This is a genomic window from Streptomyces sp. NPDC005794 (assembly GCF_042871445.1).
GTDB lineage: Bacteria > Actinomycetota > Actinomycetes > Streptomycetales > Streptomycetaceae > Streptomyces.
In genome coordinates this window covers 89,581-114,845 of the sequence record NZ_JBIAIN010000006.1, presented here as the reverse complement: position 1 = coordinate 114,845, position 25,265 = coordinate 89,581, and the positions used below count along the sequence as shown (strand labels likewise).

Annotated in this window: 22 protein-coding genes and 5 pseudogenes; 9 read left to right on the top strand and 18 right to left on the bottom strand. The window is 69.7% G+C overall.

Annotation, left to right across the window (positions count from 1 at the left end; genetic code table 11):
• Window positions 1–287: 287 nt before the first annotated feature.
• The 4 genes and pseudogenes from ACFYQ5_RS11735 to ACFYQ5_RS11720 all read right to left on the bottom strand — a co-directional run.
• Window positions 288–534 (bottom strand): annotated as a pseudogene (locus ACFYQ5_RS11735) (allantoinase); the annotation flags it as partial.
• A 58-nt stretch (window positions 535–592) separates the two neighbouring features.
• Window positions 593–1,321, bottom strand: coding sequence for an aspartate/glutamate racemase family protein (locus tag ACFYQ5_RS11730; RefSeq protein ID WP_389196525.1), 729 nt, complete (start codon window positions 1,319–1,321; stop codon window positions 593–595).
• 23 nt (window positions 1,322–1,344) lie between these two features.
• Window positions 1,345–2,862, bottom strand: coding sequence for an NCS1 family nucleobase:cation symporter-1 (locus ACFYQ5_RS11725; protein ID WP_389196523.1), 1,518 nt, complete (start codon window positions 2,860–2,862; stop codon window positions 1,345–1,347).
• A 236-nt stretch (window positions 2,863–3,098) separates the two neighbouring features.
• Complete coding sequence (locus ACFYQ5_RS11720; RefSeq protein ID WP_389196522.1) at window positions 3,099–4,055, bottom strand: cupin domain-containing protein; 957 nt, start codon at window positions 4,053–4,055, stop codon at window positions 3,099–3,101.
• A gap of 80 nt (window positions 4,056–4,135) precedes the next feature.
• On the opposite strand from ACFYQ5_RS11720, the gene ACFYQ5_RS11715 reads away from it, so the two are divergent.
• Entirely contained in the window at window positions 4,136–4,981 is an 846-nt protein-coding gene (locus ACFYQ5_RS11715; protein WP_389196520.1) for an NAD(P)H-binding protein, read from the top strand.
• 85 nt (window positions 4,982–5,066) lie between these two features.
• On the opposite strand, the pseudogene ACFYQ5_RS11710 reads toward ACFYQ5_RS11715, so the two are convergent.
• The 6 genes and pseudogenes from ACFYQ5_RS11710 to ACFYQ5_RS11685 all read right to left on the bottom strand — a co-directional run.
• Window positions 5,067–5,285, bottom strand: a pseudogene (locus tag ACFYQ5_RS11710) (ATP-dependent endonuclease); the annotation flags it as partial.
• Between the two features lie 188 nt (window positions 5,286–5,473).
• A pseudogene (locus tag ACFYQ5_RS11705) lies at window positions 5,474–5,542 on the bottom strand (hypothetical protein); the annotation flags it as partial.
• A 270-nt stretch (window positions 5,543–5,812) separates the two neighbouring features.
• A complete protein-coding gene (locus ACFYQ5_RS11700; protein ID WP_389196518.1) occupies window positions 5,813–6,781 on the bottom strand; it encodes an LnmK family bifunctional acyltransferase/decarboxylase in 969 nt (322 codons plus the stop codon).
• Window positions 6,782–6,810: 29 nt separating this feature from the next.
• Complete coding sequence (locus ACFYQ5_RS11695) at window positions 6,811–8,604, bottom strand: acyl-CoA dehydrogenase (protein ID WP_389196516.1); 1,794 nt, start codon at window positions 8,602–8,604, stop codon at window positions 6,811–6,813.
• Between the two features lie 49 nt (window positions 8,605–8,653).
• Window positions 8,654–9,871: a beta-ketoacyl-[acyl-carrier-protein] synthase family protein gene (locus ACFYQ5_RS11690; RefSeq protein ID WP_389196514.1), complete on the bottom strand. Its 1,218-nt coding sequence runs from the start codon at window positions 9,869–9,871 to the stop codon at window positions 8,654–8,656.
• Entirely contained in the window at window positions 9,868–10,110 is a 243-nt protein-coding gene (locus tag ACFYQ5_RS11685) for an acyl carrier protein (RefSeq protein ID WP_389196513.1), read from the bottom strand. Before ACFYQ5_RS11685 ends, ACFYQ5_RS11690 begins: the two co-directional genes overlap by 4 nt.
• Window positions 10,111–11,596: 1,486 nt before the next feature.
• On the opposite strand from ACFYQ5_RS11685, the gene ACFYQ5_RS11680 reads away from it, so the two are divergent.
• Entirely contained in the window at window positions 11,597–12,160 is a 564-nt protein-coding gene (locus ACFYQ5_RS11680) for a DUF3291 domain-containing protein (protein WP_389196512.1), read from the top strand.
• Window positions 12,161–12,251: 91 nt separating this feature from the next.
• Here the strand turns inward: ACFYQ5_RS11680 and ACFYQ5_RS11675 are convergent, their stop codons facing one another.
• Window positions 12,252–13,334: a lipocalin family protein gene (locus ACFYQ5_RS11675; RefSeq protein ID WP_389196510.1), complete on the bottom strand. Its 1,083-nt coding sequence runs from the start codon at window positions 13,332–13,334 to the stop codon at window positions 12,252–12,254.
• A 298-nt stretch (window positions 13,335–13,632) separates the two neighbouring features.
• On the opposite strand from ACFYQ5_RS11675, the pseudogene ACFYQ5_RS11670 reads away from it, so the two are divergent.
• A pseudogene (locus ACFYQ5_RS11670) lies at window positions 13,633–14,024 on the top strand (endonuclease/exonuclease/phosphatase family protein); the annotation flags it as partial.
• A 33-nt stretch (window positions 14,025–14,057) separates the two neighbouring features.
• Here the strand turns inward: ACFYQ5_RS11670 and ACFYQ5_RS11665 are convergent.
• On the bottom strand, window positions 14,058–14,519 hold the full coding sequence (locus tag ACFYQ5_RS11665) for a MarR family winged helix-turn-helix transcriptional regulator (RefSeq protein WP_389196508.1): 462 nt from the start codon (window positions 14,517–14,519) through the stop codon (window positions 14,058–14,060).
• 79 nt (window positions 14,520–14,598) lie between these two features.
• Here ACFYQ5_RS11665 and ACFYQ5_RS11660 point away from each other — a divergent pair, with 79 nt between their 5' ends.
• Window positions 14,599–14,970, top strand: a complete 372-nt coding sequence (locus tag ACFYQ5_RS11660) for a VOC family protein (RefSeq protein ID WP_389196506.1) — start codon at window positions 14,599–14,601, stop codon at window positions 14,968–14,970.
• A gap of 153 nt (window positions 14,971–15,123) precedes the next feature.
• On the opposite strand, the gene ACFYQ5_RS11655 is transcribed toward ACFYQ5_RS11660, so the two are convergent.
• The gene (locus ACFYQ5_RS11655) at window positions 15,124–15,765 is read right to left on the bottom strand and encodes a TetR/AcrR family transcriptional regulator (protein WP_389196504.1); all 642 of its coding nucleotides are present in this window, start codon (window positions 15,763–15,765) and stop codon (window positions 15,124–15,126) included.
• A 189-nt stretch (window positions 15,766–15,954) separates the two neighbouring features.
• Between ACFYQ5_RS11655 and ACFYQ5_RS11650 the strand changes: the two genes are divergently transcribed.
• The 3 genes from ACFYQ5_RS11650 (at window position 15,955) to ACFYQ5_RS11640 (ending at window position 18,592) form a co-directional block, all read left to right on the top strand.
• Window positions 15,955–17,001, top strand: a complete 1,047-nt coding sequence (locus ACFYQ5_RS11650) for a medium chain dehydrogenase/reductase family protein (protein ID WP_389196503.1) — start codon at window positions 15,955–15,957, stop codon at window positions 16,999–17,001.
• 193 nt (window positions 17,002–17,194) lie between these two features.
• Window positions 17,195–17,839, top strand: a complete 645-nt coding sequence (locus tag ACFYQ5_RS11645; protein ID WP_389196501.1) for an ABC transporter permease — start codon at window positions 17,195–17,197, stop codon at window positions 17,837–17,839.
• 111 nt (window positions 17,840–17,950) lie between these two features.
• Window positions 17,951–18,592 (top strand): SRPBCC family protein, encoded by a 642-nt coding sequence (locus ACFYQ5_RS11640; RefSeq protein WP_389196895.1) that lies wholly within the window; start codon window positions 17,951–17,953, stop codon window positions 18,590–18,592.
• A 122-nt stretch (window positions 18,593–18,714) separates the two neighbouring features.
• Here ACFYQ5_RS11640 and ACFYQ5_RS11635 read toward each other — a convergent pair whose 3' ends face one another.
• Window positions 18,715–19,131, bottom strand: a complete 417-nt coding sequence (locus ACFYQ5_RS11635; RefSeq protein WP_389196499.1) for an SRPBCC family protein — start codon at window positions 19,129–19,131, stop codon at window positions 18,715–18,717.
• A gap of 27 nt (window positions 19,132–19,158) precedes the next feature.
• A complete protein-coding gene (locus ACFYQ5_RS11630) occupies window positions 19,159–19,530 on the bottom strand; it encodes a VOC family protein (protein WP_389196498.1) in 372 nt (123 codons plus the stop codon).
• A 183-nt stretch (window positions 19,531–19,713) separates the two neighbouring features.
• Between ACFYQ5_RS11630 and ACFYQ5_RS11625 the strand changes: the two genes are divergently transcribed.
• Both ACFYQ5_RS11625 and ACFYQ5_RS11620 read left to right on the top strand, forming a co-directional pair.
• The gene (locus ACFYQ5_RS11625) at window positions 19,714–20,619 is read left to right on the top strand and encodes a helix-turn-helix domain-containing protein (RefSeq protein WP_389196496.1); all 906 of its coding nucleotides are present in this window, start codon (window positions 19,714–19,716) and stop codon (window positions 20,617–20,619) included.
• Between the two features lie 112 nt (window positions 20,620–20,731).
• The gene (locus ACFYQ5_RS11620; RefSeq protein ID WP_389196494.1) at window positions 20,732–21,940 is read left to right on the top strand and encodes a TetR/AcrR family transcriptional regulator; all 1,209 of its coding nucleotides are present in this window, start codon (window positions 20,732–20,734) and stop codon (window positions 21,938–21,940) included.
• A 127-nt stretch (window positions 21,941–22,067) separates the two neighbouring features.
• Here ACFYQ5_RS11620 and ACFYQ5_RS11615 read toward each other — a convergent pair whose 3' ends face one another.
• The 3 genes and pseudogenes from ACFYQ5_RS11615 to ACFYQ5_RS11605 all read right to left on the bottom strand — a co-directional run bounded on the left by ACFYQ5_RS11615 (window position 22,068) and on the right by ACFYQ5_RS11605 (window position 25,213).
• A complete protein-coding gene (locus ACFYQ5_RS11615) occupies window positions 22,068–23,276 on the bottom strand; it encodes an oxygenase MpaB family protein (protein ID WP_389196492.1) in 1,209 nt (402 codons plus the stop codon).
• A gap of 589 nt (window positions 23,277–23,865) precedes the next feature.
• Window positions 23,866–24,450, bottom strand: a pseudogene (locus ACFYQ5_RS11610) (type VII secretion system-associated protein); the annotation flags it as partial.
• A complete protein-coding gene (locus ACFYQ5_RS11605) occupies window positions 24,443–25,213 on the bottom strand; it encodes a type VII secretion system-associated protein (RefSeq protein WP_389196491.1) in 771 nt (256 codons plus the stop codon). The gene ACFYQ5_RS11605 and the pseudogene ACFYQ5_RS11610, both read right to left, overlap by 8 nt.
• Window positions 25,214–25,265: the final 52 nt, after the last annotated feature.

Below are 25,265 nucleotides of genomic sequence, written 5' to 3'. Positions count from 1 at the left end.
CGCGCAAGGTGAGTGCTGATGCTCACCGAGACCGCGTTCGAGGATTCCCGCCCGCCTCCGGGCGGACCTGCGCCGACTGGCGCCGAACCTGCTGCGGTGGCACATGCCCAGGCCGGTGCTGCCCGGCCTGGAACTGCTGCGCGGTGGCGGTCGACGGGGTGTTGGTGCCCCTGGACCACGATCCCGCCGAGATCCGGCGGGAGGAACTGCTCGCCGCGCTCACCGGCACCCCCCTCCCCTGCCTCCAGACCATCGAGGTGGCGCATCGCCGGCCGGACTGCCTCACCGAGGGAGGAGACGCCGCCCCAGGCGGAGGCGAAGTCGGGGGACTCGGGGTCGGCGGTGGAGGGCGAGTGATCGGAGACGACGCAGTCGATCGTCCCGTCGGCGAGCCTTCCCACAGGGCGTCCTGGTTGGTCGCCTCGCGGATCGGGGGCAGCGCTTGAACTCGGTCGCCCCGCCCGGGACTTCCTCGGCGGTCAGGGTGAGGAAGTGCGGGCAGGACTCGACCGTGATCCGGATGCCCCTCCTCTTCTGAGCCTGCTCTTCGCGCGGGACCGACGGCCGGCCCGCACCTTCTGCACGGGGCTAGTCAACGCGCCTGTGGAGGCGGCCAGTTGAGGAACCTCTTGGGACGCGGCGGCGCGTAGGTGCGCACCTTCGATGTGGTCAGCCCGAGCCGGACGAGGGACTCGGCGATCGTCACCGCGGCGCTCACGCCGTCGACGACGGGGACCCCGGTGCGTTCGACGACGCGTTCGGTGAGGCCGGACATGCCGCCGCAGCCCAGGCAGATCACCTCCGCGCGGTCGACCTCCACGGCCTGGGCGGCCTGTTCGACGATGGCGTCGACGGCCGCCTTCTCGTCCCGTTCCAGATCCAGCACGGCGAGCCCGCTGGCCCGTACGGAGGCGCAGCGCGCACTCAGACCGGCGGCGTGCAGTCGCTCCTCGATCAGCGGGACCGTACGGTCGAGGCTCGTGACCACGGAGTAACTGCGGCCGAGGAACTGGGCGGTGCTGGCGGCGGCCTCGGTGATGTCGACGACCGGGACGTCGAGGAGTTCCTGCAGCCCTTCCCTTCCGTGCTCGCCGTAGCCGGCCTGGATCACGGCGTCGAACGGCTCCGGATAGGCGCGGACGGTTTCCATCACGGCGATGGCGGCGAGGTAGCTCTCGTAGTTACCCTCGACGGACTCCGCGCCGAAGGAGGGCGTGAGTGGGACGATCTCGGTGCCGGGCGACGCGGCACCGGCCGCCTGCTCGCCGATCGAGTCGGTGATCGACTGCGTGGTGTTGACGTTGACGACGAGGATGCGCAAGGTACGGCCTCCGGTTGGGTGGTTCATTCGGCGGCGACGGCGATGTCCTCGCCGTCCACGTCCCGGATCTGCGCGGTGCGGTCCGCGACGATCGCGTACAGCACGGCGGCGAGGAAGGCGCCCACGAACCAGGAGAAGCCGGCCGCGGCGTGGAAGAAGGGCACGAGGGCGACGACGACGGCGACAGCCGCGCTGGGGACGAAGGCCGCGACGGCGCGGGGGTTGAAGCCCCGGCTGTAGTGGTACTCGCCCCGCGGGTCCTCGCTGTAGAGGTCGGGAACGTTGATCCTGGACTTCCGCAGCAGCCAGTAGTCCGCCATGATCACGCCGAAGAGCGGTCCGAGGAGGGCACCGAGCCCGCCGAGGAAGTAGTTCACGACGACCGGGCTGTTGTAGAGGTTCCACGGCAGGATCACGAGCCCGATGACCGCGCTCACCACGCCCGCCCTGCGGAAGTTCAGCTGGCGCGGGAAGAGGTCGATGAGCGCGTAGATGGGCGCGACGAAGTTGGCCAGCAGGTTCACCGCGACGGTCAGGGCGATGAGGGCGAGCGAGGCCGTCGCCAGCAGGAACATGTTCGGAACGGTCCGGACGATGTCCGTGGGGCTGGTGATGACGTGCCCGTCGAGCTTGAACTGTGCCCCGCTGAGGACCACCACGATGACGGCGAAGAAGAGCATGTTCAGCGGAATGCCGGTGACGTTGCCGCGGACGATGGAGCCGCGGCTCTTCGCGGACCGGGTGAAGTCGCAGAAGTTCAGCACGAACGTCCCGTAGATGACCACCCACAGCGCGGCGGCCTGGAGGATCTGCAGCCACATGGCCCCGCCGACGAGCGGCGCGTCGACGGAGAGGGAGAGGGAGGCGTCCGCGCGGACGAACATCCAGACCGCGAGGGCGAGCATGGTGATGAGGGTGGTGGGCGCCGCGAAGGCCATGTACCTCCGGATCATCTGCATCCCGTAACTCACGATGAGGAGCTGGAGGGCCCACAGGGACATGAAGGAGATCCAGCCGAGGGTCGACTGACCGAGCAGGGAGTTCGAGTCCAAGGTGCGAAGTCCGGGGAACATCGCGGTGAGGAGGGTGCTCAGGACGGCGGACGCGAGGTAGGTCTGGATGCCGAACCAGGCGATGGCGACGACGCCACGGACGGCGGCCGGAATCTTCGCACCCCTGATACCGAACGCGATGCGGCTCATGACCGGGAACGGGACGCCCGTCTTGTGTCCCATGAACCCGGAGAGTGTCAGCAGCAGGAAGAGCAGCACCGACGCCAGCGCGAAGGCCGCCAGGATGCCCCACACGTTCAGCCCGAGTGCGAAGAGGCCGAGGGCGAAGGCGTAGTTGCCGAGGCTGTGGACGTCGTTGGCCCAGAGCGTGAAGACGTTGTACGCGCCCCAGCGGCGCCCCTGCTTCTTCGTCGGGGCGAGGTCATACGTGTACAGGACGGAGCTGGTGCCTCCGGTGTCTCCGGTGACCCCGTCGGCGCGGGTGTCCCCGGTGGCCGGCTCGGGCGGCCGGTCCTCCACTGCAGTCATCGATCGGCCCTCGAGTATTCGCTAGGGGTCGCAACGGGGCCTGGCGATGGCCGACTTCGAAGAAGGCTGCGCACGACGGGCCCTCGCGACCGACAGAGGTTTCAGAGGTTTCCACAAGGTGGAAGTTGATTTCCGCAAACCAAAACGTAGTTTTCGCCGGAGCTCAGCGTCAAGGGTTACCGGCGGGCGACTTCGCCGCGAACACAGCACCTGCACGGGATGCGCGGCATCCGAGGTCAGGCACTCGTCCCACGGGTACGCACAGTCGCGGCGCGGTGTTCGGTGGGAGTCAGGCCACGGCACCGCTTGAAGGCCACGCTCAGCGCGAAGGTGTTCGCGTACCCGACCCTCCTGGCGATGGATCCCACCGTGGCGTCGGTGTCACGCAGGAGGTCGGCGGCCAGGGCGACGCGCTGTGCGGCCAGGTAGGTCATGGGAGGTTCACCGACATGACGGGTGAACCTCCGGGCCAGGCCGGACCGGGAGGAACCGACCTCGGCAGCCAGGGCCGCCACGGTCCACGGGCGGGCGGGGTGGTCATGCAGCAGACGGAGAGCACTCACGACGACGGAGTCGTCGCCAGGCCGGTACCAGGCCGGGGCACGGCTCTGCGGGCGGTCGAACCAGACGCGGAGGGTGGCGACGAGTACGAGGTCCAACAAGCGGTCCAGCACCGCTTGTTGACCGGACCCGTCGCGCTGGACCTCTGTCGCCACCAAGGTCAGCAGAGTGCGGTCGCACGCGCCGTCCGGGACGATGAGCAGGTCCGGCAGGGCGTCCAACAGGCGGTCACTGATCCCGGCCGGGCCCGCGTACGCTCCGCTGACCATGAGGGCCGAACCGGTTTCGGCGACGCCGCAGGTACGTGCGTCAGGGGTCAGCTCGCCGTCCCTGACGGCCCGTGCGGTGCGTGCGCAGTAGTCCGCCCCGGTGATGACCCGCTGGGGCGGGAAGGCGGGGTCGTCGGCCACGGTGTAGGGAGCGGGGCCACGGAGGACGGCGATGTCACCGGGACCGACCGCCGTGGGCTCGCCGCCGGCCGGAGTGATCCAGAGGCTCCCGTCCAGCACGGCCACCAAGGTCAGTGGGGCACCACTGGCGAACCGCAGGCCCCACCGCGGGCTCATGACCGTCCGGGTGAAGACAGCTCCGCGGGCCTGCACCCCGTTCAGCAGATTCGCCAGCGTGTCCACCGCTCCAATGTAGACACCCGGACATCGAAGTGGGTGCCTCAACCATGGTCCTGCCTCGCGGTGAACGCTTGAGTGGGCACATGACTGATCACCCGATCCTGATCACCGGCGGTACCGGAAAAGTAGGCGGACGCACCGTGTCGCACCTCGCGCCGAAGGGTGTCCCGGTACGCGTGGGCTCCCGCTCCCGGACACCCTGCTTCGACTGGAGGGACCCGGCGACCTGGGACACCGCACTGGAGGGCGTGCAGCGGGCCTTCATCGTGCCGTACGACGGCGAGCTGCTGACGAGGCCGTTCGTCCGGCGTGCGGAGGAGCTGGGCGTCGAACGCGTCGTGCTGCTGTCCGGGCGCGGAGCGGACGTACCCGGTTACGCGAGCGAGGACAGCGCGGCGGGCAGGACCCACATCGACGGCGAGGACGCGGTGCGCAACTGCGGCCTGGAGTGGACGATCGTGCGCCCCGCGTGGTTCGCGCAGAACTTCAGCGAGGGCTTCTTCCGTGACGCGGTGCTCGCCGGCGAGCTGCGCCTGCCCGCCGGTGACGGCGCGGCCGCCTTCGTCGACGCGGAGGACATCGCCGCGGTGGCCGCCGCGGCGCTCACCGAGGACACGCACGTGGGCGAGACCTACGAGCTCTCCGGTCCCCGCGCGTTGACCGTCCGCGAAGTGACGTCCCTCATCTCGGAGGCCACGGGGCGTACGGTGCGCTATGTGTCCCTCGCGCACGGAGAGTTCGTCGCGGAACTGGTCTCCGAGGGCTGGCCCACGGCCGAGGCCGAGGACTACGCCGATGCGGTGGGCCCGATCCGGCGGGGCATGGACGGTCACCTGTCCGACGGGGTGCACCGCGCACTCGGCCGGCCCGCCCGCGATGTCGCCCAGTGGGTGAAGGACGCCGCGGCCGCTGGGGCGTGGCGGGCCTGATGCGGAGCACCTGGCCCACGGCATCCCTGCCAGGTGCGCCCACCGGCCGGGATCGGCGTCGACGCCCTCCCGTACCGCGCCCGGCTCACACCCCGGCCAGCAGCCCGTCGAGCGGTGCGGGTACGTGGTCGGGGCCGAGGGCCTCGACGAGCACACGGCCGTAATGGATCTTGCGGCCCTTCTTCGTGCCGAGGAAGCGACGCAGCTGCTGCTGGGAGGTGCGGCCCCGCTGCGCCGGCTGGTTCAGGAAGGTCTGCAGGGCACGCAGATCGCCCTCCTCCTGGACGAGCTCCGCCACCCGCGTCGGGCACTCTGCTGTCCAGCTCGGCCGAGATCGGGAGCGGCGTGGTCGACGAAGCGGGAGAGCGGCCAGGCGGTGCGGACACGCCGGAGGCTGGGCGCGAGAGCTGAGGGTCGGTCCCCGCGCTGAGACCCTACGGCCCACGCTGACCAATCCCTGGTCGGCGTGGGCCGTCTCGTCCAGCCCGGATCTCAGGCGCGTAGGCAGCCGTCTTTCACGGCGGACGACCAGTCATCTTCCGTGAAAGCAAGCACGGGGCCGTGCGGGTTCGTGCTGTCCCGTACGGGGACAACAACTGGGAAAGCGCCAGGTCACGCGTGGCATGGTACGCACGTTGCAGGCGCTCCACCGCCGCGCTTTCCTCGTGGAGTTCCCCCCGGCTGGTCCGCCGACCGGTCACGGCCGGTACCCCTGCGCGAGGCACCGGCCGTGTCCGTTCATCCCACCGCGAGCGCGCCCAGGCGCAGATCACCACGGGCGACTGCCTCGTCGGACAGGTCAGGGGCGGCCGGGCCGCTTCCTCGCCGCCGTCATGCGGTGTGGATGCGGAAGGACGCGACGGCCAGGGCGCGGTTGCCCGTCGTGTCCTGAATGAAGATGTCGACCCGCTCGTGGTGCTGGTTCTCGGGATCGCGCGCGAGGCGCAGATGAAGGCGCAGGGTCGCGTCGAGATCAGCGTTGCCGAGGTAGCAGATCCGTATGTCCTGGAGCGAACGGTCGAGGAACGCCCGGTCGGTCCGGCCGAGGCCGCGCCAGAGTTCCAGCAGCGCCCCCTCCGCGATGCTGAGGAACGAGGCGAAGTACATGAGCCCGACACCGTTGATGTCGCGCGTCACATCTACGCGATGGTTGACGATCACCTCGTCGCCCGACGGGGTGTAATGGGCCGTGGCCGGATCGTGAAAACGGTGGTCGATCCTGGCCTGCCTGCACAGTGCCTTCGGTGAGTAGGCGTCGGGCAGTTCCGGGAGACTCGTGTGGTCGAACCCGACGGGCGGGGTATGCACCAGTCCGACATTGGTGTGGCCGGCCCCGCGGGTGAGCCAGTGGTTGAGGTTCTCCACGTACAGGCAGTCGGGCCGTGGCTGTTCGTGGAACTCCTCGAGATCGAACGAGGCGTCGAGATCGGTGGTGCCCTGGGGAAGTCTTCGGATGCGGTGGAGAGTCAGCACCGAGCGGCGGCCCTGGGAGAACACCCGGGTGATGACTTCCAGCCGGTCCCCGAAGGTGATCCGCTCGGGGGTGAGATGGCCTCCGGAGCGTATACGGAAGTAGTGGAACGCCAGGTACGCGGAACGCCCTTGGGTGTCCCGGGCGTTGAAGACATCGAGACCGCAGACGGTGCTGACGCTTTCCCAGGTCCAGTCCCCGACCCGGGCGGCGAACAGTGCGGTGGGCCCACACATCCCTGGTTGTACGGTCACCAGCCTGCGGACGTCCGCCGGGCCGGTCTGCTCGATGCGGGTGACAGGGGACGCGGATGCGAGAGTCACATTCACGGCAGGAAGTACCTCTTCACTGGTAACTGTCAGGCGTGGAAGTCGGTGAGCCCCGGGCGGAGTGCGGGGGCACGCAGAAGCTCGTCCGTGAGACCGAACCCGTCGACGAGCAGGTCCGCGTAGGGCAGTACACGGGTACTGAGCGCTTCCAGCAGGGCCGGGATGCGGGTGACCTGCTGGGGGGTGAGCGTTCCTTGGGCCAGGTGCCACGCGGCGTCCCGCTCCGTGAGGCCCAGCCCGTAGAGCGCCGCGAGCAGGCCGAGTGCCTCACGGGTGCGTGGGGTGGTGGCTTGGGCGACGGCCGTATGCAGTTCTTCGAGGGCCAGTTCGCGCCCTCGGGACTCAGCGAGGGTGAGCCCTGCGTTGATGTGATGGTTCCAGGCGTCGAACAGGGAACTGCCGCCCCGGATCTCACGGCGCATGGAGTACGCCGTGGTCTCGGTCAGGCGCGACTGGCGGAACCGTGTCAGCTCACGGTGGAAGGAGGGGTCGGTCAGGCTCCTTCCCCGCGGCTCAGGCGTGCCGGTGTTCGTGGCGGGCGGGTGGGCAAGGAGTTCGTTGCCCGCTTTCGCCAGGAGAGGCAGGTTGTCGCCCTCGGCGGTGACCACGCCCTGAGCCATGGCGATGTAGTCCGCGATGCGGTTGGCGGAGAACATGCCCTGTGCCCCGGTGCGTTCACGGCAGGTGGTGAGCACGTCGGTCATCGACCAACTGCTGACGACCTTGGTGAGGGAGATCAGGTGGTTGGTCTCGTCGCTGACTCCGGTGCGTACGAACGCGCGCTTCGTGCGATTGACGAGAAACGTCATGGCGTAGACGTCGGCGAGCGCCCGGAAGAGTGCCGTCTGCTGGCTCCGGTAGGCGATGACGGGCACCTCGCTCTCGCCCGGTGCGAAGGTCTTGCGCTGTTGCGCGTACCTCAGGGCGATGTACAGGCTGGCGCGCCCGGCCGAGACGAGGGCGGAGGCCAGACAGAGCCTGCCGGGCTGCACCCGCTCGAGGGAGGTGAGGAACCGCCGTCGCCGGCTGGGGATCGCGCTCTCGAAGGTACCGTCGGGCGTGAGCCGCCCCATGGCTCCGCCCAGCAGATTGCGACGGGGCAGGCGTACGCCGTCGAACCAGGTGACACCATTGTCCAGAGCGAGACCGGGCTTGTCCGGCAGGGCTGTGGCCCGCACACCCGGGCGAAGACCGTCGGCGTCGCAGATCCTGACGATGAAGGGGAAGATACCTCGGTCGACGTCCTGGACGATCAGCCTGGCCATCACGACCGCGATCTTCGGAATGTCCTGGATGCCGGTGTACGGCATGAACTTCTGCGCCTGAGCGTCCGGCGTGCTCAGGACGAACTCATCTGCCAGCGGGTCGTACACGGCCTTGGTGCGCATCGCCGCCGCGTTGTTCCCGAAGCCCAGCTCGGTGACCATCAGCATGCCGACCGACCGCATGGTGGCGAGCTCTTCGATGATGTCGTCGAGGTCCTCGCGCCCTGCGCTGTGGTGCAGGAGGGTGCCCAGGCAGAGGTTGTAGTGGCTCATGAGCAAGGGCAGCGTGGTCGTGTCCATCAGCGATGGCCATTCGCTGAGCGCGAAGAGGCGGAGGGGGTCGTCGAGGACCTTCTGCGCAGGCCCGGTACGGGCGTGGACGAGGCGGCTCCGGTCGTAGGCGAGCCTTCCCTGCTCGGTTGCGTCGAGCCCGCTGCGCGGTGCGAAAAGCGGATCCGAGACCGTGTCGCGGAGATCCGCGTGGACGCTGTCGAAGGTGCCGTCGAAGACCAGCCGGATCAGCTCGTCGTGGTCCTCTGTCGGGGTGCTGGAAGGCATGGTGAGGGTGTGTTTCCTTCCTCTGTGTCTCTGCTGCGGGCCCTGAGCGTCAGACGGCGAAGGCGAGACTGACGTTGTGCCCGCCGAAACCGGCCGAGTTGGTGAGTGCGTACGAGGCGGCGACGGGACGCGGACCGCCGGCGACGACATCCAGCGCGATGGCGGGATCCAGCTGTTCCAGGTTCGCGGTCGGCGGGAGGGTCTGCCGGGAAAGTGACAGAACCGTCAGCGCTGCCTCGATCGCACCGGCCGCACCCAGGGTGTGACCGGTGACCCCTTTGGTGGACGTCACAGGGACGCCTGCCCCGAAGAGGCGGTGGATCGCATCCGCTTCCACGGCATCGTTCAGCTGGGTCGAGGTGCCGTGGGCGTTGATGTGCCCGACCCGCTCCAGTGGCAACCCGGCGTCCGCGCAGGCACGGCGCATCGCCTGTTCGATACCTCGGCCCTGCGGGTGCGGGGCGGTGACGTGGCTGGCATCTGCTGACGCCCCGTACCCGACGAGTCTGGCCCGTACGTCCGCACCGCGCCGTCGGGCGTGGTCGACGCTCTCCAGGACCAGTACGCCCGCTCCTTCACCGATGACGAAGCCGTCGCGGTTCACGTCGAAGGGCCGGGATACGCCGGAAGGTCGCCCGGACCGGCGGGACAGTGCTCCCATCCGGGCGAACCCGGTGACGAATGTGGGTGAGATCGCGGCTTCCGTGCCACCGGCGATCACCACGTCACAGGCACCCGAGACCAGCAGGTCGCGGGCGACACCGATCGCGGTGGCACCCGACGCGCAGGCGGTGGCGGTCACGAGATTGGGGCCGGTGGCGCCGAATTCGATGGCGAGTCGGCCGGAGACCATGTTGACCAGCGCCATGGGGTGAAAGAGAGCGGATACTCCCTTGGGCCCCCTCTCCAGGAAGCCGGCGTGCTGGCTTTCCAAGGTGGCCACGCCGCCTGCTGCCGAGCCGATCACGACGCCTACCCGGGTCCCGTCCCAGCGGGCGGGCTCCAGACCTGAGTCGGACACCGCCTCCCGGGCGGCCAGGAGCGCCAGTTGGACGAATCGGTCCAGGCGCCAGGCCTCGGACGCGCCGAACTCGGCGTCCGCGTCGTACGGAGGGACACGGCAGGAGATTCCCACCGCGGCGGAGGCCAGCGTGGGGTCTTCGGTGGCGGTGCCGACGCCGGCGCAGACCCCTTGCCAACTCTGCTCGGTTCCCGCACCGGCGGGCGATACCAGCCCCAGCCCCGTCACGGCCACTTCATGGCTCACTGGCCGGCGGCCGCGTGTATCTCAAGGGCTTGCGCCGCTTCGGCCAGCGTTGCCCCCTTCCTGATCTCACCCTCCCCCACGACGATTCCGAGATGCCCTTCGATGATGTCGGTGAGTTCGACGAGGGCGAGCGAATCGATGTCGAGTTCCTCGAACGTGGCGGCGGGATTCAACTCCGCCGCGTCGACACCGAGTTTATTCGTCAGCAGCTCGGTCAAGCGGTCGTACATGGCAGTCATGGCAATGTCCTTTCTCTCCGCACGGAGCGGAACGACTGCTTCCACTCTAGGGGGAGTTGAGTCACATCGGGTTACTGGAACGTTCCAGATGGTTGAACTGTTCACTGTTCCTGCACGCGCATTGCACGGTTTGTGGACGTCCAGGGACTGAAGGAATTCGAGGTCTTCCCACGGCCTGACGACTCGTGATCCTGATCGTGTCACTTTGAGTCATTAAGGTGCGTTCATTCATGTTGCCCCGGACGGGGTGGATCTTCGCCATTATCTTCTCGCCGGCCACCCATCCGGATAAACACATGCACGTCCGCAGGGAGTTGGCACGTGCACCGACGGCTCGCGGGTGGGGCCCCTCCCCCGTGTGAGCGTCAGCATCCGTCGGCGCCGCTTCGCACCGGGTGGGAGGGCGTACAGCCGGGCAACGACGAGGTCGCGGGTCGGAGCCGGGTTCCACTACCGGCCAGACCACAGGGGCGAACCGTCCTGACCATGCGATGCGCCGCACGTTCCCCCCGTGACACCCGCATTCACCGCAGCCCTCATGGCCTGTCGCAGCAACGATTTCGCTCAGCAACTCGACTTCTACCAAAGGGACTTCAGAGAAATGACGGGGCGTCACCCATGCTTTCGGCTGAGCACTGCGGCAGGTTCTGCACCGTGTTCCGCATGAGGCACGCCGTTGTGTTCGTTGTCCCTGTCATGGGTGGGAAACTCGAAGTCGGATACGCGTGACGGTGGATGGAGAAGCCCCGTGGAGACACACAGTCGATGTGTGCATGACTTTCAGCGTTGTGCGGACCGGGAGTTGACGTTGCCACAGATCCTGCGGACGGTCTGTGATCCGGCGAGGAATGACTGGCTGGGCCGTTTGCAGCGACTACTCGACACCCGTGACCGCGTCTGTGAATTCCCTTTACGCGTAGGGAAGTTGACGGTCGGACGCTGCGGCGCAGCGGAGGGTCCACGTGATGCCGCACCTGCGCGGCCAAGTGGTCTGCGCCGTGAATTCTTCGGGGGTTGTTCACGCTGCCGGTGCGACAGAGGTTTCTTCGTGGTTACCGGCGGTGTTCCGGTCGAGCCTGGCCGGCAGGTCGTCCGGTCGGAGGTGGTGAACCTCCACTGGAACGGTTGCGTCGTGGCGTTGCAGCGGTCTTCGAAGGCTCGGAGCCGGCCCCTGGCCTCGGTGAGGTCGGTGAGCTGGATCAACTGGCACCCCGAAGCCCGCCCCGCCCAGCACCGCCTGTCACCGCCCCCAGACCCCGAAATGACCGGTGCCGGAGGCCACTTGGACAGGAAAAACGCAACTTCGACAGGGCCCGCAGCGGCAGCTACCTTCACCTGGTCCTCAGCGATCGCCCACGGTCGCACAGGAGTTCCTTCAGGTTGACCCACCCGCGACGGGATGCGTCGGCCAGCCCCGCGCATCCTCGCCCCCATGCGTAAGCCACCGAACCGGGTCCACACCAGGCACCCCCGACCAGGGAGAGACATGCCCCATCTCGCGCTGTACACATTCGGCGTCCTGAAGTCACCGCTCGCCGATCCCGCACCTCTCACGCGCGAATTCCACGACAGCGGCGAGGCCATCTACCGGAGGATCAGCCAGCACCCCGGGTACCTCGCTCATGCCGAAGCGGCGGACGGCGACCGGAGCACACACTTCGACGCGGACTGGGGTGCATGGGGAGAGTTCGCCGCACCGACCTGGTACGGCAAGGGCCATACGATGGAAACCACCGCCCTGGCCGCGACCCTCTCACTCTGGACCGACCTGCGCCCCGCCTTCGACGCCATCTACACCGGTCTGCACCGTGAGGCGCTGAACAGGCGTTACGACTGGTTCGAGAGGACAGGACACCCGGCTTACGTGTTCTGGTGGGTCTCCGACGGCGTGATACCCACCTGGCAGGACGGGGTTTCCAGGCTGGAACACCTCCACGGCCACGGCTCCGCGCCGCACGCCTTCACCTTCCACCACTCGTTCACCCCGGAGGGAACTCCGACCAGGATCGAAGACGTCGGGCCGAAGAGCGACCTGCACTCGCACGGCTGAGGCCGCCTGCGCCCAAAGGCTCACCCCGGGACCAGTGTCTGCTCCCGGGGTGATGTCGGATTGCGTCAGGCGAGGACCGCTCGTCCGGTGATCAGGAGCCCCACTCGCCGGTCATCTCGACGTAGTTCTCACCACGGACCTCCTTGCCGTTGTACGTGCCGGCGAAAGCCGCTGTGGCCTCGAGGTAGCCGCTCCCGTCGGGAGTCCCGATCTCCTGGTCCGGGTTTCCGGTGACTCGTACGACGAGCTCGGAGCGCAGCGCGGGAATGCTGATGCGCCAACGGGTGGGGTACGTCTGGCCGGTGGCCGGACTGGTCCACTGCCGGGAGACGCCCTGCGCGAGCGGTTCGACGTCGACCACGTCGTAGGAGCCGTCCGGATGGAGGACTGTCGCCCAGCTGTGCTCGGTCTCGCTGCCGACCGTGTCCCAGATGGCGACCTTGTCACCATGGGGCATGCTGAGGTTCATCCACGTCCACCGGGTCAGCGACGTCGGCATCTCACCCCACTGCCTGTCCAGCCAGGAGGTGCCCCTGACCCTGTGCTTCTCGCCGTCGACGACGAGCGTTCCGGAGGTCCGCATCTCCGGGAGCGCGAACTCGTGGTTCGGCACGCCGTCGACGAGGTTGAAAACGCCGGTCGACGCGTAGTTCATGGCGGGGCCGGTGGGCGCCAGCTGGATATCGAGAGCTCCCCACGGCGTTTCGACCTGCACCGACTGACGGACGGAGTCACCCGTCCAGCTCAGCCCTGGGGCCTTGATGTCGAGCTTGCCCTCATTCCACCGATAGTCCTCCGGCTCGACCATCGCGTCGTAGTCCTTGTACCACCCGGTGGTCTTGTTGATCACCGAGAAAGTCCAACGGTACGCGGCCTCGCCCCTGTTCGGGAGGATGCGTGTGTGGACCTGGAGACCGAACTCCTGGCCGTCAGCCTTCACCGAGCCGGTGAAGTAGATCGAGTCGAACCAGGTCTGCTCCGGCCCGGCGGCGTGCCGGCCCAGGTCGGCCGTGGGATCGACCACGGCCGGGATCCCTGACGTGGCGTTGCGGGCGGTCGGTGTTGCGGACGGGGCGGTCGCCTGGGCCGAAAAACCGGCGAACGTACCGACCGTCAAAGCCGCTGCGGCGGCGACCAGGGCTGCCGCTCGGCGCTTGGTCCGGATTGCGGGCATGAGGATCACTCCTTGCATCGGGGGCGGACGAGCCCGCCGCTCACCCGTCGGTGCCGACCGGCAAAGCCGCAGATGATCGTCATCGCCGCGGAATCACTCCCGGCGGCCATTTGTTTGTAATGCCAACAACTTCATATTGGTTGGTAATCCAAACAGTGTCAAGCGCGTCGAGGCCCACTCGCCGGGCCTGACTGCTCCACCCTGACGGAGTCCCGGTTCTCACGGCTCTGCCGGAGTGGCGGCGCGTCGCCTTCCTGATGCGTCGCCTTCCTGATGCGTCGCCTTCCTGATGCGTCGCCTTCCTGATGCGTCACCTGCCGGTGAAGAGGGGAAGGCCACGCCCCGGGCACTGCGCACCACGGTGACCACGACGACGGGCCGCTCGCGGTGTACGTGGCGCACCTGGGGTCCGTACGCGTATTCCCCAGGAACGGCTTCTGGACGGACCGACGGGACGCCGGAGCGCAGGCGCTCGCCGAGGCCGTCGCCGCCGAGCGGAACGAGCGGATGGCGCTGCTCGGCGACCTGAACGGCTCCCTGGAGGACCGCGCGTTCGACGGCCTCACCTCGCAGTTGGACTCGACTCAGGAGGCGGCCGGGGAAGGCTTCGGCTTCAGCTGGCCGGCGATGCTCCCGGTGGCGCGGATCGACCAGATCCTGCTCCGTGGCGTGCGGCCGGAGAGCTCTTGGGTGCAGTTCGTTCCAGGCCCGGCGCCGCTTCGGTCACGCCTCAAGAGCCTCGGTCATGGAGTCGAGTTCGGCGAGGAGTACGGCGAGCCGCCGCGCAGGGATGGCCTTGACCATGCGCTCCTCGATGGCGTAGACGACACCGCGCGCCGCCCGCAGCCGTTGCCGTCCGGCGGGGGTGAGGTGGACGGGCAGAGCGCGGCCGTGGTCGGTGGTGGCCGGCCGGGTGATGAGCCCGGCCTCCTTGAGGCCGCGGAGGACGACGTTGGCCGACTGCCGGGTGACGAAGGTGCCGCGGGCCAGGTCGGCGTTGGACAAGCCCGGCCGCTCGTCGAGCAGCTCGAGGCAGGAGTACTGCGGGACGGTGAGGTCATGGTCACGCAGGGCCTTGTCCATGGCACCCCGCAGGGCGGCCGAGGCGCGTTTGAGGCGGTAACCCACATGTTCGGTGACGTCCTTGGCTGGATGGGGCGAGGGCACAGGCGCACGGTCTTCCATGTCAGCATTTTGACATGCGTAAGCGCTGGTGCCTACAGTCACTATGTCAAAGTCCTGACATCAGAGCTCTGGAGGAACCATGCCCGCCACCGTCGAAGGACCTGATTTCATCGCCCTGCAGATGAACGACGTACCTGCCGCGGCCGCGTTCTTCGAGGAGCACCTCGGACTGCGCCGGGCGCCCGCCTCACCCCCCGGCGCGGTCGTCTTCACCACCAGCCCGGTCCCGTTCGCCGTCCGCGAGCCGCTCCCGGGCGTCGACCTGGACGGTGACGCGCGCCCTGGGCTGGGCGTGGCGCTATGGCTGCGCACCACGGACGCCGAGGCCCTGCGCGGGCAACTCGTGGCAGCGGGCGCGCAGGACGTCAGCCCTCTGCAGGACAGCCCGTTCGGGCCGATGTTCTCCTTCACCGGCCCCGAGGGCTACCGCCTCACCGTGCACGGAGGCTGACCGCGGGATTCACCGCACGGCGGCGCGGGCTGCGGCAGGTCGGCGACGACGCCTGCGCCGCGGCCCGCGCCGCCGAAAAAGCCGGCACCACCGGCCGGAGGTCCCGGGCGAGCACCCCTCCCCATCCGGTACGCCCCACCGAAGGCCTTCGCCTCACTCGTCCGTGAAGTGCGCGAGCGTGGCGATGACACGTTCGGCGATGTCCGGCGGCCAGGGGAAGGAGGGGGCCACCGCGCGCTGATGGGCGAGTCCGTGCAGGCCGAGCCACAAGGCGACCGCGTCGGCGGGCACGTCGTCACTGACCGCACGCCCGGCGGCGACACAGCCTTCGAGCGCCTCGGCGAGCAGCCGCAAGCTCTCCTGACCCAGCGCGACCATGTCGTCCTCGGTCACGGATCCCTCGCTCAGGTCGGGCACCCACAGCCCTCCGAACATCGTGCGGTAGCGGCCGGGGTGGGCTTGCGCGAACCGCAGATAACTCCCGCACAGGGCCATGAGCCGCTCCCGGGGTGCGTCACCCGCCGCCTCCATGGCGCCGCGCAACTGCTCGTCCAACTCGTCGAAGGCACTGCGCACCACGGCCAGCATGACGGCGGGCTGGTCGGGGAAGTGGCGGTAGATCGAAGGGGCGGCGATCCCGACGCGGCGGGCGACGGAGCGCAGGGTGACGGCGCTCTCGTCACCGGTCTCGTCGAGCAGTTCGACCGCCGCCGCCACGATCTCGTGACGCAGTCGAGCACCCTCCCCACGGCGGTTGCGGACGCGTACGTGTGGCGCTGATGTGTCGTCTCCCATGCCATCACCTTACAGTGCGAAACTTACGGACGTTCCCCTTGCGTGCGCCACTCACCTCCGCACGCGCGCAGCGCACTCCAGCCCCTCACCTCACACCGTGAAGTTTATCGACGCACCCTCTTGTCGACCCTGAACTAACACGTATAGCCTTACATCCGTAAGCAAACAGTCGACACTTCAAAGGGTGCCATGAACAGCACTGTCACCACCTTCGCCACCGAGATCGTGCTGCCGGGTACGGTCGAGCCGAACGGTCTGGAGACGCGGACCCGTGAGCTCCCGGCCCCGGCCAAGGGCCAGGTCGTCCTGCGGATGGACGCGACCGGCGTGTCGTTCGCCGAGCAGCAGATGCGTCGCGGCAAGTACTACGACCAGCCACCGTTCCCCTTCGTGCCCGGATACGACGTGGTCGGCACCGTGACGGCGGTCGGCCCGGAGGCGGACGCCACACTCGTCGGACGCCGGTTCGCCGCAGTCACCAAGGCCGGCGCGTGGGCCAGCCATCTGCTCGTCGACACCGCGGGTCTGATGCCCGTACCGGACGAGGTGGACGCGTGTGCCGCGGAGACCGTGGTGGTCAACGGCCTCACCGCCTGGCAGATGCTGCACCGCATCGCCAAGGTCCGCGCCGGCGGGACGGTCGTGGTGCTGGGCGCCAACGGCGGCGTCGGCTCCACGCTGGTGCAACTGGCCCGCCACGCCGGGATCACCGTGATCGGCACGGCGTCGGCACGCCACCACACGGCGGTACGCGACCTGGGAGCGACCCCGGTCGACTACCGCGACCCGGACATGTACGGCCGGATCCGGGAGCTCGCGCCGGACGGCGTGGACGCGGTCTTCGACCACGTGGGCGGGGCCGGGGTGGAGCAGTCATGGCAGTTGCTGCGCCGGGGCGGGACGCTGGTCTCGTACGGCACCGCGGCCACCAAGGACGACGAGGGCAACTCACAGCTGCCGGTGCTGAAGCTGTTCGCGCGGCTCGCCGCATGGAACTCCCTGCCCAACGGCAAGAGCGCACACTTCTACAACTTCTGGGCCGGTAAGCGCCGTTGCCAGGCATCCTGGCAGCGGCGGATGACCGAGGACCTCACCCAGGTACTGCGTCTGGTGGCCGACGGCGCTCTCGCCCCGCAGATCGCCGCGAGGATCCCGCTGTCGGACGCCGCCTCGGCGCTGACGCTCGCCGAGTCCCACACCGTCGCAGGCAAGGTCGTCATCGTCCCCGACGCGTGACACCACGAGCACCACGCCGGATCAGCGGCCCGCGCAACTGCCGTAGTGAGAGCGTCACATGGGCGCCGGCGTCCTGGCCGCCGCCACCAGGTCCGGCCCTCCGCACCGCACGCTCAGGCGTCTGCCTGGTGCACCCCTCGCGAACTCCCGCGCCTTCCGACGCCCCGCCCCACAACTCCGGAGGTACCCCGTCATGTCCGTCACCGCCACACTCACCCCGGCCACCACCGCTCCCCGCCGGCCGGCCGCGACACGCCCCCTGGACGACGTCGACAACCGTGCGACCTACATCAGCTTCGGGCTCGCCTACGTGCTCGGCCACGGTTCCGCCGCGGCCTCCGGGGGCGACACCCCGCTGCTCGACCTGCCCGGCTGGCTGCCCATGACCCTCCTCGGTGCGGGGCTCGCCGTCGGCACCGTCCAGGCCACCGCCGCCGCCATGCACGCCCGGCGTGCCGCGACCGAGCCGGACGACGTTCTCTCCGGAAAGCTCCTCGGCGCCGCCTGGGTCACCGCCTTCGCCGCCTTGTTCCTCGCCGTCACGGGCCTGACATCCGCCCTCGACATGCCCGACGTGCAGTCCCTGCTCTGGCCCACCGGCTCCGGGTTCGTCGTCGGCCTGCTCTACATCGCCGAAGGCGCCGCCCGACGCAACCTGCTCCACTACGGCCTCGGCAGCTGGCTCGCCCTGACCTCCACCGCGGCACTCCTCATGGGCAGTCCCGGCCTGTACTGGGTCCTCACCCTCGCCGGCGGAGGCGCGTACGCCGTCGCCGCGGTCCTCGAGCACCGCCGCCTCGGCTTCTCGTCAGGGCGCACCCGGCTCACCCGGGGCTGATACCGCACCGCCGCTCGGTAACACCCCGCTTCCGCGACTCACCAGAGGAACACCATGCCCAGAATCAGCCCCGCGCACCTCACCGTTCAGCCGTCCCGCCGCCGGCCCCGCATGCGCGTACGCGCCACTGCGGCGACGGCCGCACTCGCCGTCGTCGGCATCCTCGCGAGCACCGCCCCGGCCCAAGCCGCCCCCGCTCGGGCGGGAACCGCCGACCGCACCGGCACGCTCCGGTGCCAGCGGCAGGGCGTCGACCCCACCGCGCTCATCCGCTACCGGTCCGACACCGTGATCAAGGCGTCGCTGAGCACCGTCTTCAAGCTCCAGACCCACGTCGAACGGTGGCCGTCGTGGCAGGCACCGGTCCTCTCCGCGAAGCGCCTCGACCCCGGTCCGCTCCGGAAGGGCTCACAGTTCCTGTGGACGACCCCGGCACCCGCGACTCCCACCACCCCCGACACCACCCTGAACATCACCTCCACCGTCCGGCAGCTCGACCGCGACTCCTGCATTCGCTGGAGCGGGCCCGCGGTCGGTGACGGGCTGCGCATCGACGAGGGCGTCCACGTGTGGACGTTCGCCGAGGTCACGGGCGGAGTGCGCGTACAGACCGAGGAGACGTGGACCGGTGCCCAGGTCGAGGCCGACGTCCCCACCGCGACAGCGGTCCTCGGCGCAGGACTTGACCAGTGGCTGCGCGAACTGAAGGCCACCGCCGAGGCCCACGACGGCCGACCGCACGCTGACCGCTGAGCAACGTCCAGGCAGGCCGGAAGGCGGTGCCCGCATGACCTCCGCACAGGTACGTGCGGCAGCGTGCAGCCCGGACCGGCCCACGGTCCGGGCTGCACGCCTGTCCTGCCTGGCGGCGCAGGTCAACCGGTCGCGGTGATTTCGCGGTCCAGAGTGCTCTTGATGACGCGGAGTCCCTGATCGACCATCTCGGCGATGGGCGCCCCGAGGCTTTCCGGCGTCACATCGACGATCCAGACGAAGCGGCTGCCGTTCCCCTCCCCGGCGAGCACCTGCATGGACGCATGGTGGTGCGTGGGCTCGAGGGAGCCGCCGACTACCGCGTAGGCGATGCGCCGGGCCTCATCGTCGATGTCGACGATGAGTTCCCGCACCACAGCGCCGTTGGCGAAAGTGACCGTCCTGACGTCTCCGTCGACGCGGGTGTCGGTGACATACCCGGGTGCGAGTCGGTGGTGGACCTCACCGAAGTCGCGGACCACCTCCCACACGTGGTCAGGGGTGTCGTCGATCAGCACTTCGCGGTGGATGGATGCCATGGGTCTGTCCCTTCTCGGGTGGAGCGGTCAGTGGCCGGCCGGGGCGGCGGAGAGGCAGAACGGGTGGCCCTCGGGGTCGGTGAGGACGATCCACCGGCCCTCGCCCGGCTGGAAATCGGGCCGGGACGCACCCAGGCCGAGCAGTTCCTCGACCGCGGCGTCCAGGTCGGAGACAGTGAAGTCGAGGTGGAGGTACGTCGCGCCGTCGGGCCAGCCCGGCGGCTCGTAGCCGTCGACGCGGACGAAGGCGAGCTGGACCGCGGGAGCACTGCCCAGGGAGACGAGGTCCTGGTCGCTGTGGGTGATCTCCCACCCGGTGGCCTTGTGGTAGAACGCGGCGAGCGCGGCCGGGTCGGCGCAGTTCACGCCGACCGTGCTGAGCTGCTTCAGAGCAGACATGACGATGACTCCTGGGAATCGGTACGGGAACGGACGCAACGGCGTACGAGGGAGGAGCGGAGAGACCCTCGTACGCCGCAAGCGTCCTCCCGGCGGCGGTCCCCGGTCTTGAAGATCCTTGCAGCGGGCCCGGTGTCCTTGCTGCGGAGCCCGGTGTCAGACCTCGCGCGTAACGTGCGAAGGGTGCTCACTGCCATTCCTGTCACCAGCCGCCCCGACTTCAGCATCAGCTCGGTGAACTGCCGTTCCGACCACGCCCGCTGGTCGGCGCCGGAAGTGCGCACCGACTACCGCGTGGTGCTCGTGCGCCACGGACGGTTCCGCCGGAAGGCCGCGGGCGCCCCGGCCGACATCGACGCGACCCTGGCCTACGTCGGCGCACCGGGCGAGGAGGAGAGCTTCGCCCACCCCGCCGGCGGCGACGTGTGCACATCGATCAGCGTGACACCCGGACTGTGGCGCTCCCTCGCCGGAGACACCGAGGCACTGACCGTCCAGGCCGTCTATGTCGATCCGCCCCTCGATCTCGCCCACCGCAGCCTGCTCGCCGCCGCACGCTCCGGAGACGTCGACTACGCGCTCACCGAGGAACTGCTGGCCCTCCTGTCGACCGCCATCGGCCGCACCGCGACCGGACCGACCCCGCTGGACTCCACGCCCTCCGGGCGCGACCGGCCCCTCGTCGCAGCCGCTCGCGAGGCGATCACCGCATCCCACCCCGCGTCGGACACCCTGTCGTCGCTCGCCGAGCTGCTCGGGGTCTCCCCCTACCGCCTGAGCCGGGCCTTCCCACGCGAACTCGGCGTGACGGTGACCCACTACCGCCAGCGCGTCCGCGTCGGCAGGGCCCTCGACCGCCTGGAGGCCGGGGAGAGCAGCCTCAGCGCCCTCGCCGCCGACCTCGGCTACGCCGACCAGGCCCATCTCACCCGCACGATGCGCCAGTACCTCGGCCGCACGCCGGCGGCGCTGCGCCGTCTGCTCACCCCAGCACGCCGACCCGAGAACCTGGAGCACGGTCCGGTCCTACCCGAACCGCCCGTCACCGGAATCGTGTCGGCAGGCGTGGGGCGGCCGGGGCGAGGGTGATGGGACGGAACCGGCCGGGCAGGGGCGGACCCGGTCACCTGGGAACCGATGCGGGATGCGCGTTCCGCGCGGTCCGCTCCGAGGGAGCCCGAGACCCTCGGGGGACGTGTGGTTGACTGATCCGCATGGCCCCGTCTCCGCATCCGCCCGTTCGGCCGTGACCGCCGAGCCGACCGCGGCCACTCGGCCCCGTAACCGCAAGCAGCTCATCGTCGAGGCGGCCGGCCGGGTCTTCAGCGAGCGCGGCTATCACCTCGCGTCGATGGAGAAGATCGCCTCCGACGTGGGTATCACCGCGGCGGCCCTGTACCGGCACTTCCCGAACAAGTACGCGCTGTTCGCCGAGTGCGCCGACCTCATGGCGGACCGACTCGTCGCCGCGCTCGACGAGGTGCCGTCCGGGGCGGCCCTGGCGGATGTACTCACCGCCGTCACCCAGGTCACCGTCACGCATCGCGCATCGGGCGGCGTGTACCGATGGGAGGCCCGGTACCTCAACCGCGAGGACCGCCGGCATCTCAGAGCGAAGTTCGCGTACGTCGTCGGGCGGGTCGACGAGGCCGTGCAGCGCGCGTACTCGCTGCCCGACGAGCGCCTGCGGGCCGCGGCAGCCCTCGGTGCCATCGGGTCCATCGCGATGCATCACACCTCGATCGCTCAACGCCGTGCCGAGGAACTGCTGGCGGCGTCCGCCTTGCGAGTGGCCGCGACCGATCCCGCGGCGGCCCGGAGCAGCGCCCGCGCCGTCGAGCTGCCCGCCCAGCCGGTACCGCGCACGCGACGTGCCGAGATCCTCGCGGCCGCCATCCCGCTGTTCGCGCGGGACGGGTTCGCCAGCGTCACGAACGGACAGATCGCGGAGGCGGTGGGACTGGCCCCGTCGGCGCTCTACCGCCACTACCCCGGCAAGGTCGACATCCTGGCGGCGGCGTGCCTTCAGGCTGCGGGACTTCTGGCCCAGGGGGTGGAGCAGAGTCTTCACGAGGTGACCGGCCCGCACGACGCCATCGTCGCGCTGGCGGCGACGTACGTGGCCTACAGCTTCGAGTACACCGCGCTCAACAGCGTCGCCGAGGCCGAGCTCGCCGGCCTGCCGGCCGACCTGCGGCGGTCCTTGGTCCTCGCACAGCGTGAACACATCGCCGTCTGGGAGCAGCAGCTGCGGCTGGCCCGTCCGGAGCTGGACCCGCGCCAGGCCCGGGTGTTGGTGCACGCGGGGTTCGGCGTGGCGGTCGAGGCCGGACGCGGACTGCGGTGGAAGGACAGTCATGACCACCGCGACGCCGTGACCGCTCTGGTCGTGGGTGCCCTGGGCCTCTGAACGGTCATCGCACCCAGGCACGCGCCGGGGCGTCGCGTCGTGGAGCGCCTCATGTGGAAGTCACGCGGGTGTCCGCCCCTCGGCACGACTGCCGAGGGGCGGACATCTTCGGCACCGGATCGGTGGCTCAGCCGGCCGGCCTGTTCCCGGTCGGGATCGTGATCGGGGTGGTCGTCGAGGAGGAGCCCTTGTTGAGGAACAGCATGGCCAGGCCGCGCACGAACTGGTCGAACATGTAGAAGGCGCCGGGCATGACGGGCGACAGCCCTTCGCGGAACAGGATGAAGGCCGGCCAAACGGTGCGGACCAGGGCCGCCGCCGCGTAGTCACGTGGCAGCTTCAGCCAGTCGCCGACCTCGTTGCTGAGGGCGTAGCGCACGAACTCGTTCAGGAACCCGCGCGTGACCCCGAGATCGATCTCCGCGGTCAGACCGAGCAGCACCTCGGCCAGGTCGAGGCCCTCGGGCGTCGGGGCGAGGATCGGGGTGAGCACCTGGGCCGACTGGGCTTCCGCGGCCGCCCAGGTCTTCGGAATGTACTCTTCCGGCACTCCGAGCAAGTAGACGGCGACCTGCCAGGAATGCAGGAACGCTTCCTGGTCCGCGGCCGACATCGGGATCTTCCAGTCGAGCATCTTCCTGTGCACATAGGTACCCAGGCTGTGGAAGGTGACCAGGATGTCGGCGACACTGATCGGGATGGCCTGATCGGCGCCCGCCTTCCAGTGCGGCGACTGCGGCAGCAGGTGACGTACCGCGCCGTGCACCAATCGCGTCTTGTTGGCGGTGACGACGAACTGCCCCGTCGGCTTGAAGGCGTCCAGCTGGGACAGGTCGTAGCCGAACGTGAACGTCTTGGCCGCGCGGTCCTTCATGTCGGCGCCGCCGAAGGACCAGTAGACGCTTCTGGCCTCCCGTGGGATCACGGTGCTCATGATCCCGCTGCCGAGGCCGTACAGCATGAACAGGTAGGTGTCCTTGCGCCGGTTGAAGTCGGCGGCGCGGGCCAGTTGGGCGGGGTCGGCCCAGGAGGGCAGCTTGTTGACCGTCCGCAGGTGCGCGGCCAGTTCGGCCGGCAGGCCGCTGGGCAGCGCGTCACCGTTGTTCACCCACCCGGCCATCGCGGTGTTGACCGACGGGATCTGGCCGTTCTCGAGGAGCGAAACCATCAGAGGATCCGTCGCGCTGTCCCAGACGTACTCCGGATCGGCACCCGTGCCGGTTCCGGCCACCGAGTCCGCCGACGCCCACGCCCACGCCTTGGCGGGGTCCGCCACGCCCACGAGGCCGAGGGCGACACCGAGGGACAGGACCCTTCGCCTATCGGGATTATGCATTAACTTACCCACTTCCCTGCTCGATCAGATGCCGACTGTGCGCCTTTCCTGCTTGCCAGTTGGATGACAACCATGTTTCTGATCTTGCTGAGCAATGTGATTCTCGATTAACATAGCGAGGCGCGCCACCGTCGGCAATGGTCGTGACCGACGCTGTGCACTCGACCATCCGGTCCGTCTCCACCGAGAGGAAGGGGCTGCCGACGAGGAGGACCGGGAGCGGGTCGACGCCTGCTACGCCCCCGCGATGCGCTCACCACGACGTTCACCGACGGCAGCCCGGTCGCCGCGTTCATGCTGCACATCCACGACGACGGCACCGCCGGCCGGCGACGGCACCAGGAGCCCTTCGACGAGGTGCATCGGTGACGCGCCGGGTTCGCTGCTCGCCGTGGACCGGCGGCTATGTCTCCGACGTCTGCGTCGACGTGGCCGACAGCCGGCTCTCCGACGTCCCGGACCGCTGACCGGCCGTTTCGTCCCGCCCCTCCACGGGCTCCGTCCGCTCCGTTCCTCCGGTCCGGGGGACGGTGGCGTCGGGATCCGTGGTCTCCGGGAGCGCCCCCACCGGAGCCGGGGCCCCTTCCGCCGCCTCCCGCAGCACTTCCGCGAGCCCGTCCGTGGTCAGCACCATGCTGACCTGGGCCGAGCTGTTGAGGCACAGGCTGTGGCCCGGAGGGATGCGGGCGAGCAGGTCCGCGACCGGCAGCCGCTCGAACCCCAGCTGCCCGGCGGCCTGGAGATAGCGAGGGGAGGTGTAGACCGGAACCACCGCCGTGCCGTCGGGCGCCGACGCGCTCACCGGCTCGCCGCCGGCGGTGACCAGCACCGCTACGTCGGTCCTGGCCAGGGCCGAGGTGACGTCCTCCGCCCTGCCGTACCCGGTGGTGGCGAGCTGGATCGCCCGGTCCACGTCGTCGGCGGGCTCGGGCCACCCCATCGCCTCGGGTGACGGCCTGTAGTCCTCGTTGTCCTCCCACTCGACGATCTCGCCCTCGGAGTCGGAGCGCCACTGGCCGACCACGGCCCACTCCGGCGGGGGGCCCTCCCCCTGCCAGGCGGGATCGGCCAGGTAGAGCCAGTGATCGGGTGCGAGCCTGGCGGCCTCGACGAACTCCTCGGGTGGCGCGGGGTCCTTGGGGGCGGCGGTGGATTCGGCGCCGGACTCACTCATCTTGTCCTCGCTTGCTGGGGGTAACTGCGTCGGTTCGGGGGTGACCGGCGCTCCGGGCCGGGGCGCCGGATTCGGCTTCGCCGGTCATCTCCGCCCACCGTTCCCGCACATCGTCCGCCGGGACGAGCAGGGCGGCCGGGGCGGAGGAGCTGACGAACATCACGTTCCGGCCGGGCGGCAGCCGGTCGAGGAGGTCGGGGAGCGGCATCACCACATGCGCGGGCAGGCGGTCCGCCGACGTCCGCGGAGACACCGGGAAAACCGGCACCGCGAGCCCGCCGCCGGGTGCCCGCGTCCACGCCGGCTCCCCGTCCTCGGCCACGCACACGGCCACCTCGCCGGCCTCGGCGAGGGCCTCGGCGACGTCCGCGTCCGGACCGTAACCGGTGGCGGCCAGGTGCACGGCGGCGTCGGCGTCGGTGACCGGCGGGGCCCAGCCGAGTGCGGCGGGCGAGGGCCGGTAGTCCGGGTTGGCCTCCCACTCGACGATGTCGCCGTGTGCGTCGCTGCGCCAGCGGCCGAGCACGGCCCACGGGGGCGCGGGCTCGTCGTCCGTCTCGCCGAGCCAGTGCCGGTCGGTCACCGACAGCCAGTGGTCGGGGGCGGTACGGGCCGCCGCGACGATGTCCCCGGGCGGAACCGGGAAGTCCGGCCCGCCTCGCGCGACGGTCACGGGCGGACGCGCGGAAACGGGAGCGGGCGCCACGCCGGAGGCGGGTATCGGCCCGCGGGCGCCGTCCGGCTGTCCGCTAGAGGTCGGCATGGGGGTCACTCCAGACAGTCATGCCGCGCGGATGCCCGGCTCGCGGAGGAAG

Excerpts from the sequence above, each read along its gene's own strand:
- ACFYQ5_RS11725 (WP_389196523.1), bottom strand. The coding sequence starts at position 2,862 with ATGACTGCAGTGGAGGACCGGCCGCCCGAGCCGGCCACCGGGGACACC.
- ACFYQ5_RS11715 (WP_389196520.1), top strand. The coding sequence starts at position 4,136 with ATGACTGATCACCCGATCCTGATCACCGGCGGTACCGGAAAAGTAGGC.
- ACFYQ5_RS11695 (WP_389196516.1), bottom strand. The coding sequence starts at position 8,604 with ATGCCTTCCAGCACCCCGACAGAGGACCACGACGAGCTGATCCGGCTG.
- ACFYQ5_RS11685 (WP_389196513.1), bottom strand. The coding sequence starts at position 10,110 with ATGACTGCCATGTACGACCGCTTGACCGAGCTGCTGACGAATAAACTC.
- ACFYQ5_RS11680 (WP_389196512.1), top strand. The coding sequence starts at position 11,597 with ATGCCCCATCTCGCGCTGTACACATTCGGCGTCCTGAAGTCACCGCTC.
- ACFYQ5_RS11675 (WP_389196510.1), bottom strand. The coding sequence starts at position 13,334 with ATGCCCGCAATCCGGACCAAGCGCCGAGCGGCAGCCCTGGTCGCCGCC.
- ACFYQ5_RS11665 (WP_389196508.1), bottom strand. The coding sequence starts at position 14,519 with ATGGAAGACCGTGCGCCTGTGCCCTCGCCCCATCCAGCCAAGGACGTC.
- ACFYQ5_RS11660 (WP_389196506.1), top strand. The coding sequence starts at position 14,599 with ATGCCCGCCACCGTCGAAGGACCTGATTTCATCGCCCTGCAGATGAAC.
- ACFYQ5_RS11655 (WP_389196504.1), bottom strand. The coding sequence starts at position 15,765 with ATGGGAGACGACACATCAGCGCCACACGTACGCGTCCGCAACCGCCGT.
- ACFYQ5_RS11650 (WP_389196503.1), top strand. The coding sequence starts at position 15,955 with ATGAACAGCACTGTCACCACCTTCGCCACCGAGATCGTGCTGCCGGGT.
- ACFYQ5_RS11645 (WP_389196501.1), top strand. The coding sequence starts at position 17,195 with ATGTCCGTCACCGCCACACTCACCCCGGCCACCACCGCTCCCCGCCGG.
- ACFYQ5_RS11640 (WP_389196895.1), top strand. The coding sequence starts at position 17,951 with ATGCGCGTACGCGCCACTGCGGCGACGGCCGCACTCGCCGTCGTCGGC.
- ACFYQ5_RS11635 (WP_389196499.1), bottom strand. The coding sequence starts at position 19,131 with ATGGCATCCATCCACCGCGAAGTGCTGATCGACGACACCCCTGACCAC.
- ACFYQ5_RS11630 (WP_389196498.1), bottom strand. The coding sequence starts at position 19,530 with ATGTCTGCTCTGAAGCAGCTCAGCACGGTCGGCGTGAACTGCGCCGAC.
- ACFYQ5_RS11615 (WP_389196492.1), bottom strand. The coding sequence starts at position 23,276 with ATGCATAATCCCGATAGGCGAAGGGTCCTGTCCCTCGGTGTCGCCCTC.
- ACFYQ5_RS11605 (WP_389196491.1), bottom strand. The coding sequence starts at position 25,213 with ATGCCGACCTCTAGCGGACAGCCGGACGGCGCCCGCGGGCCGATACCC.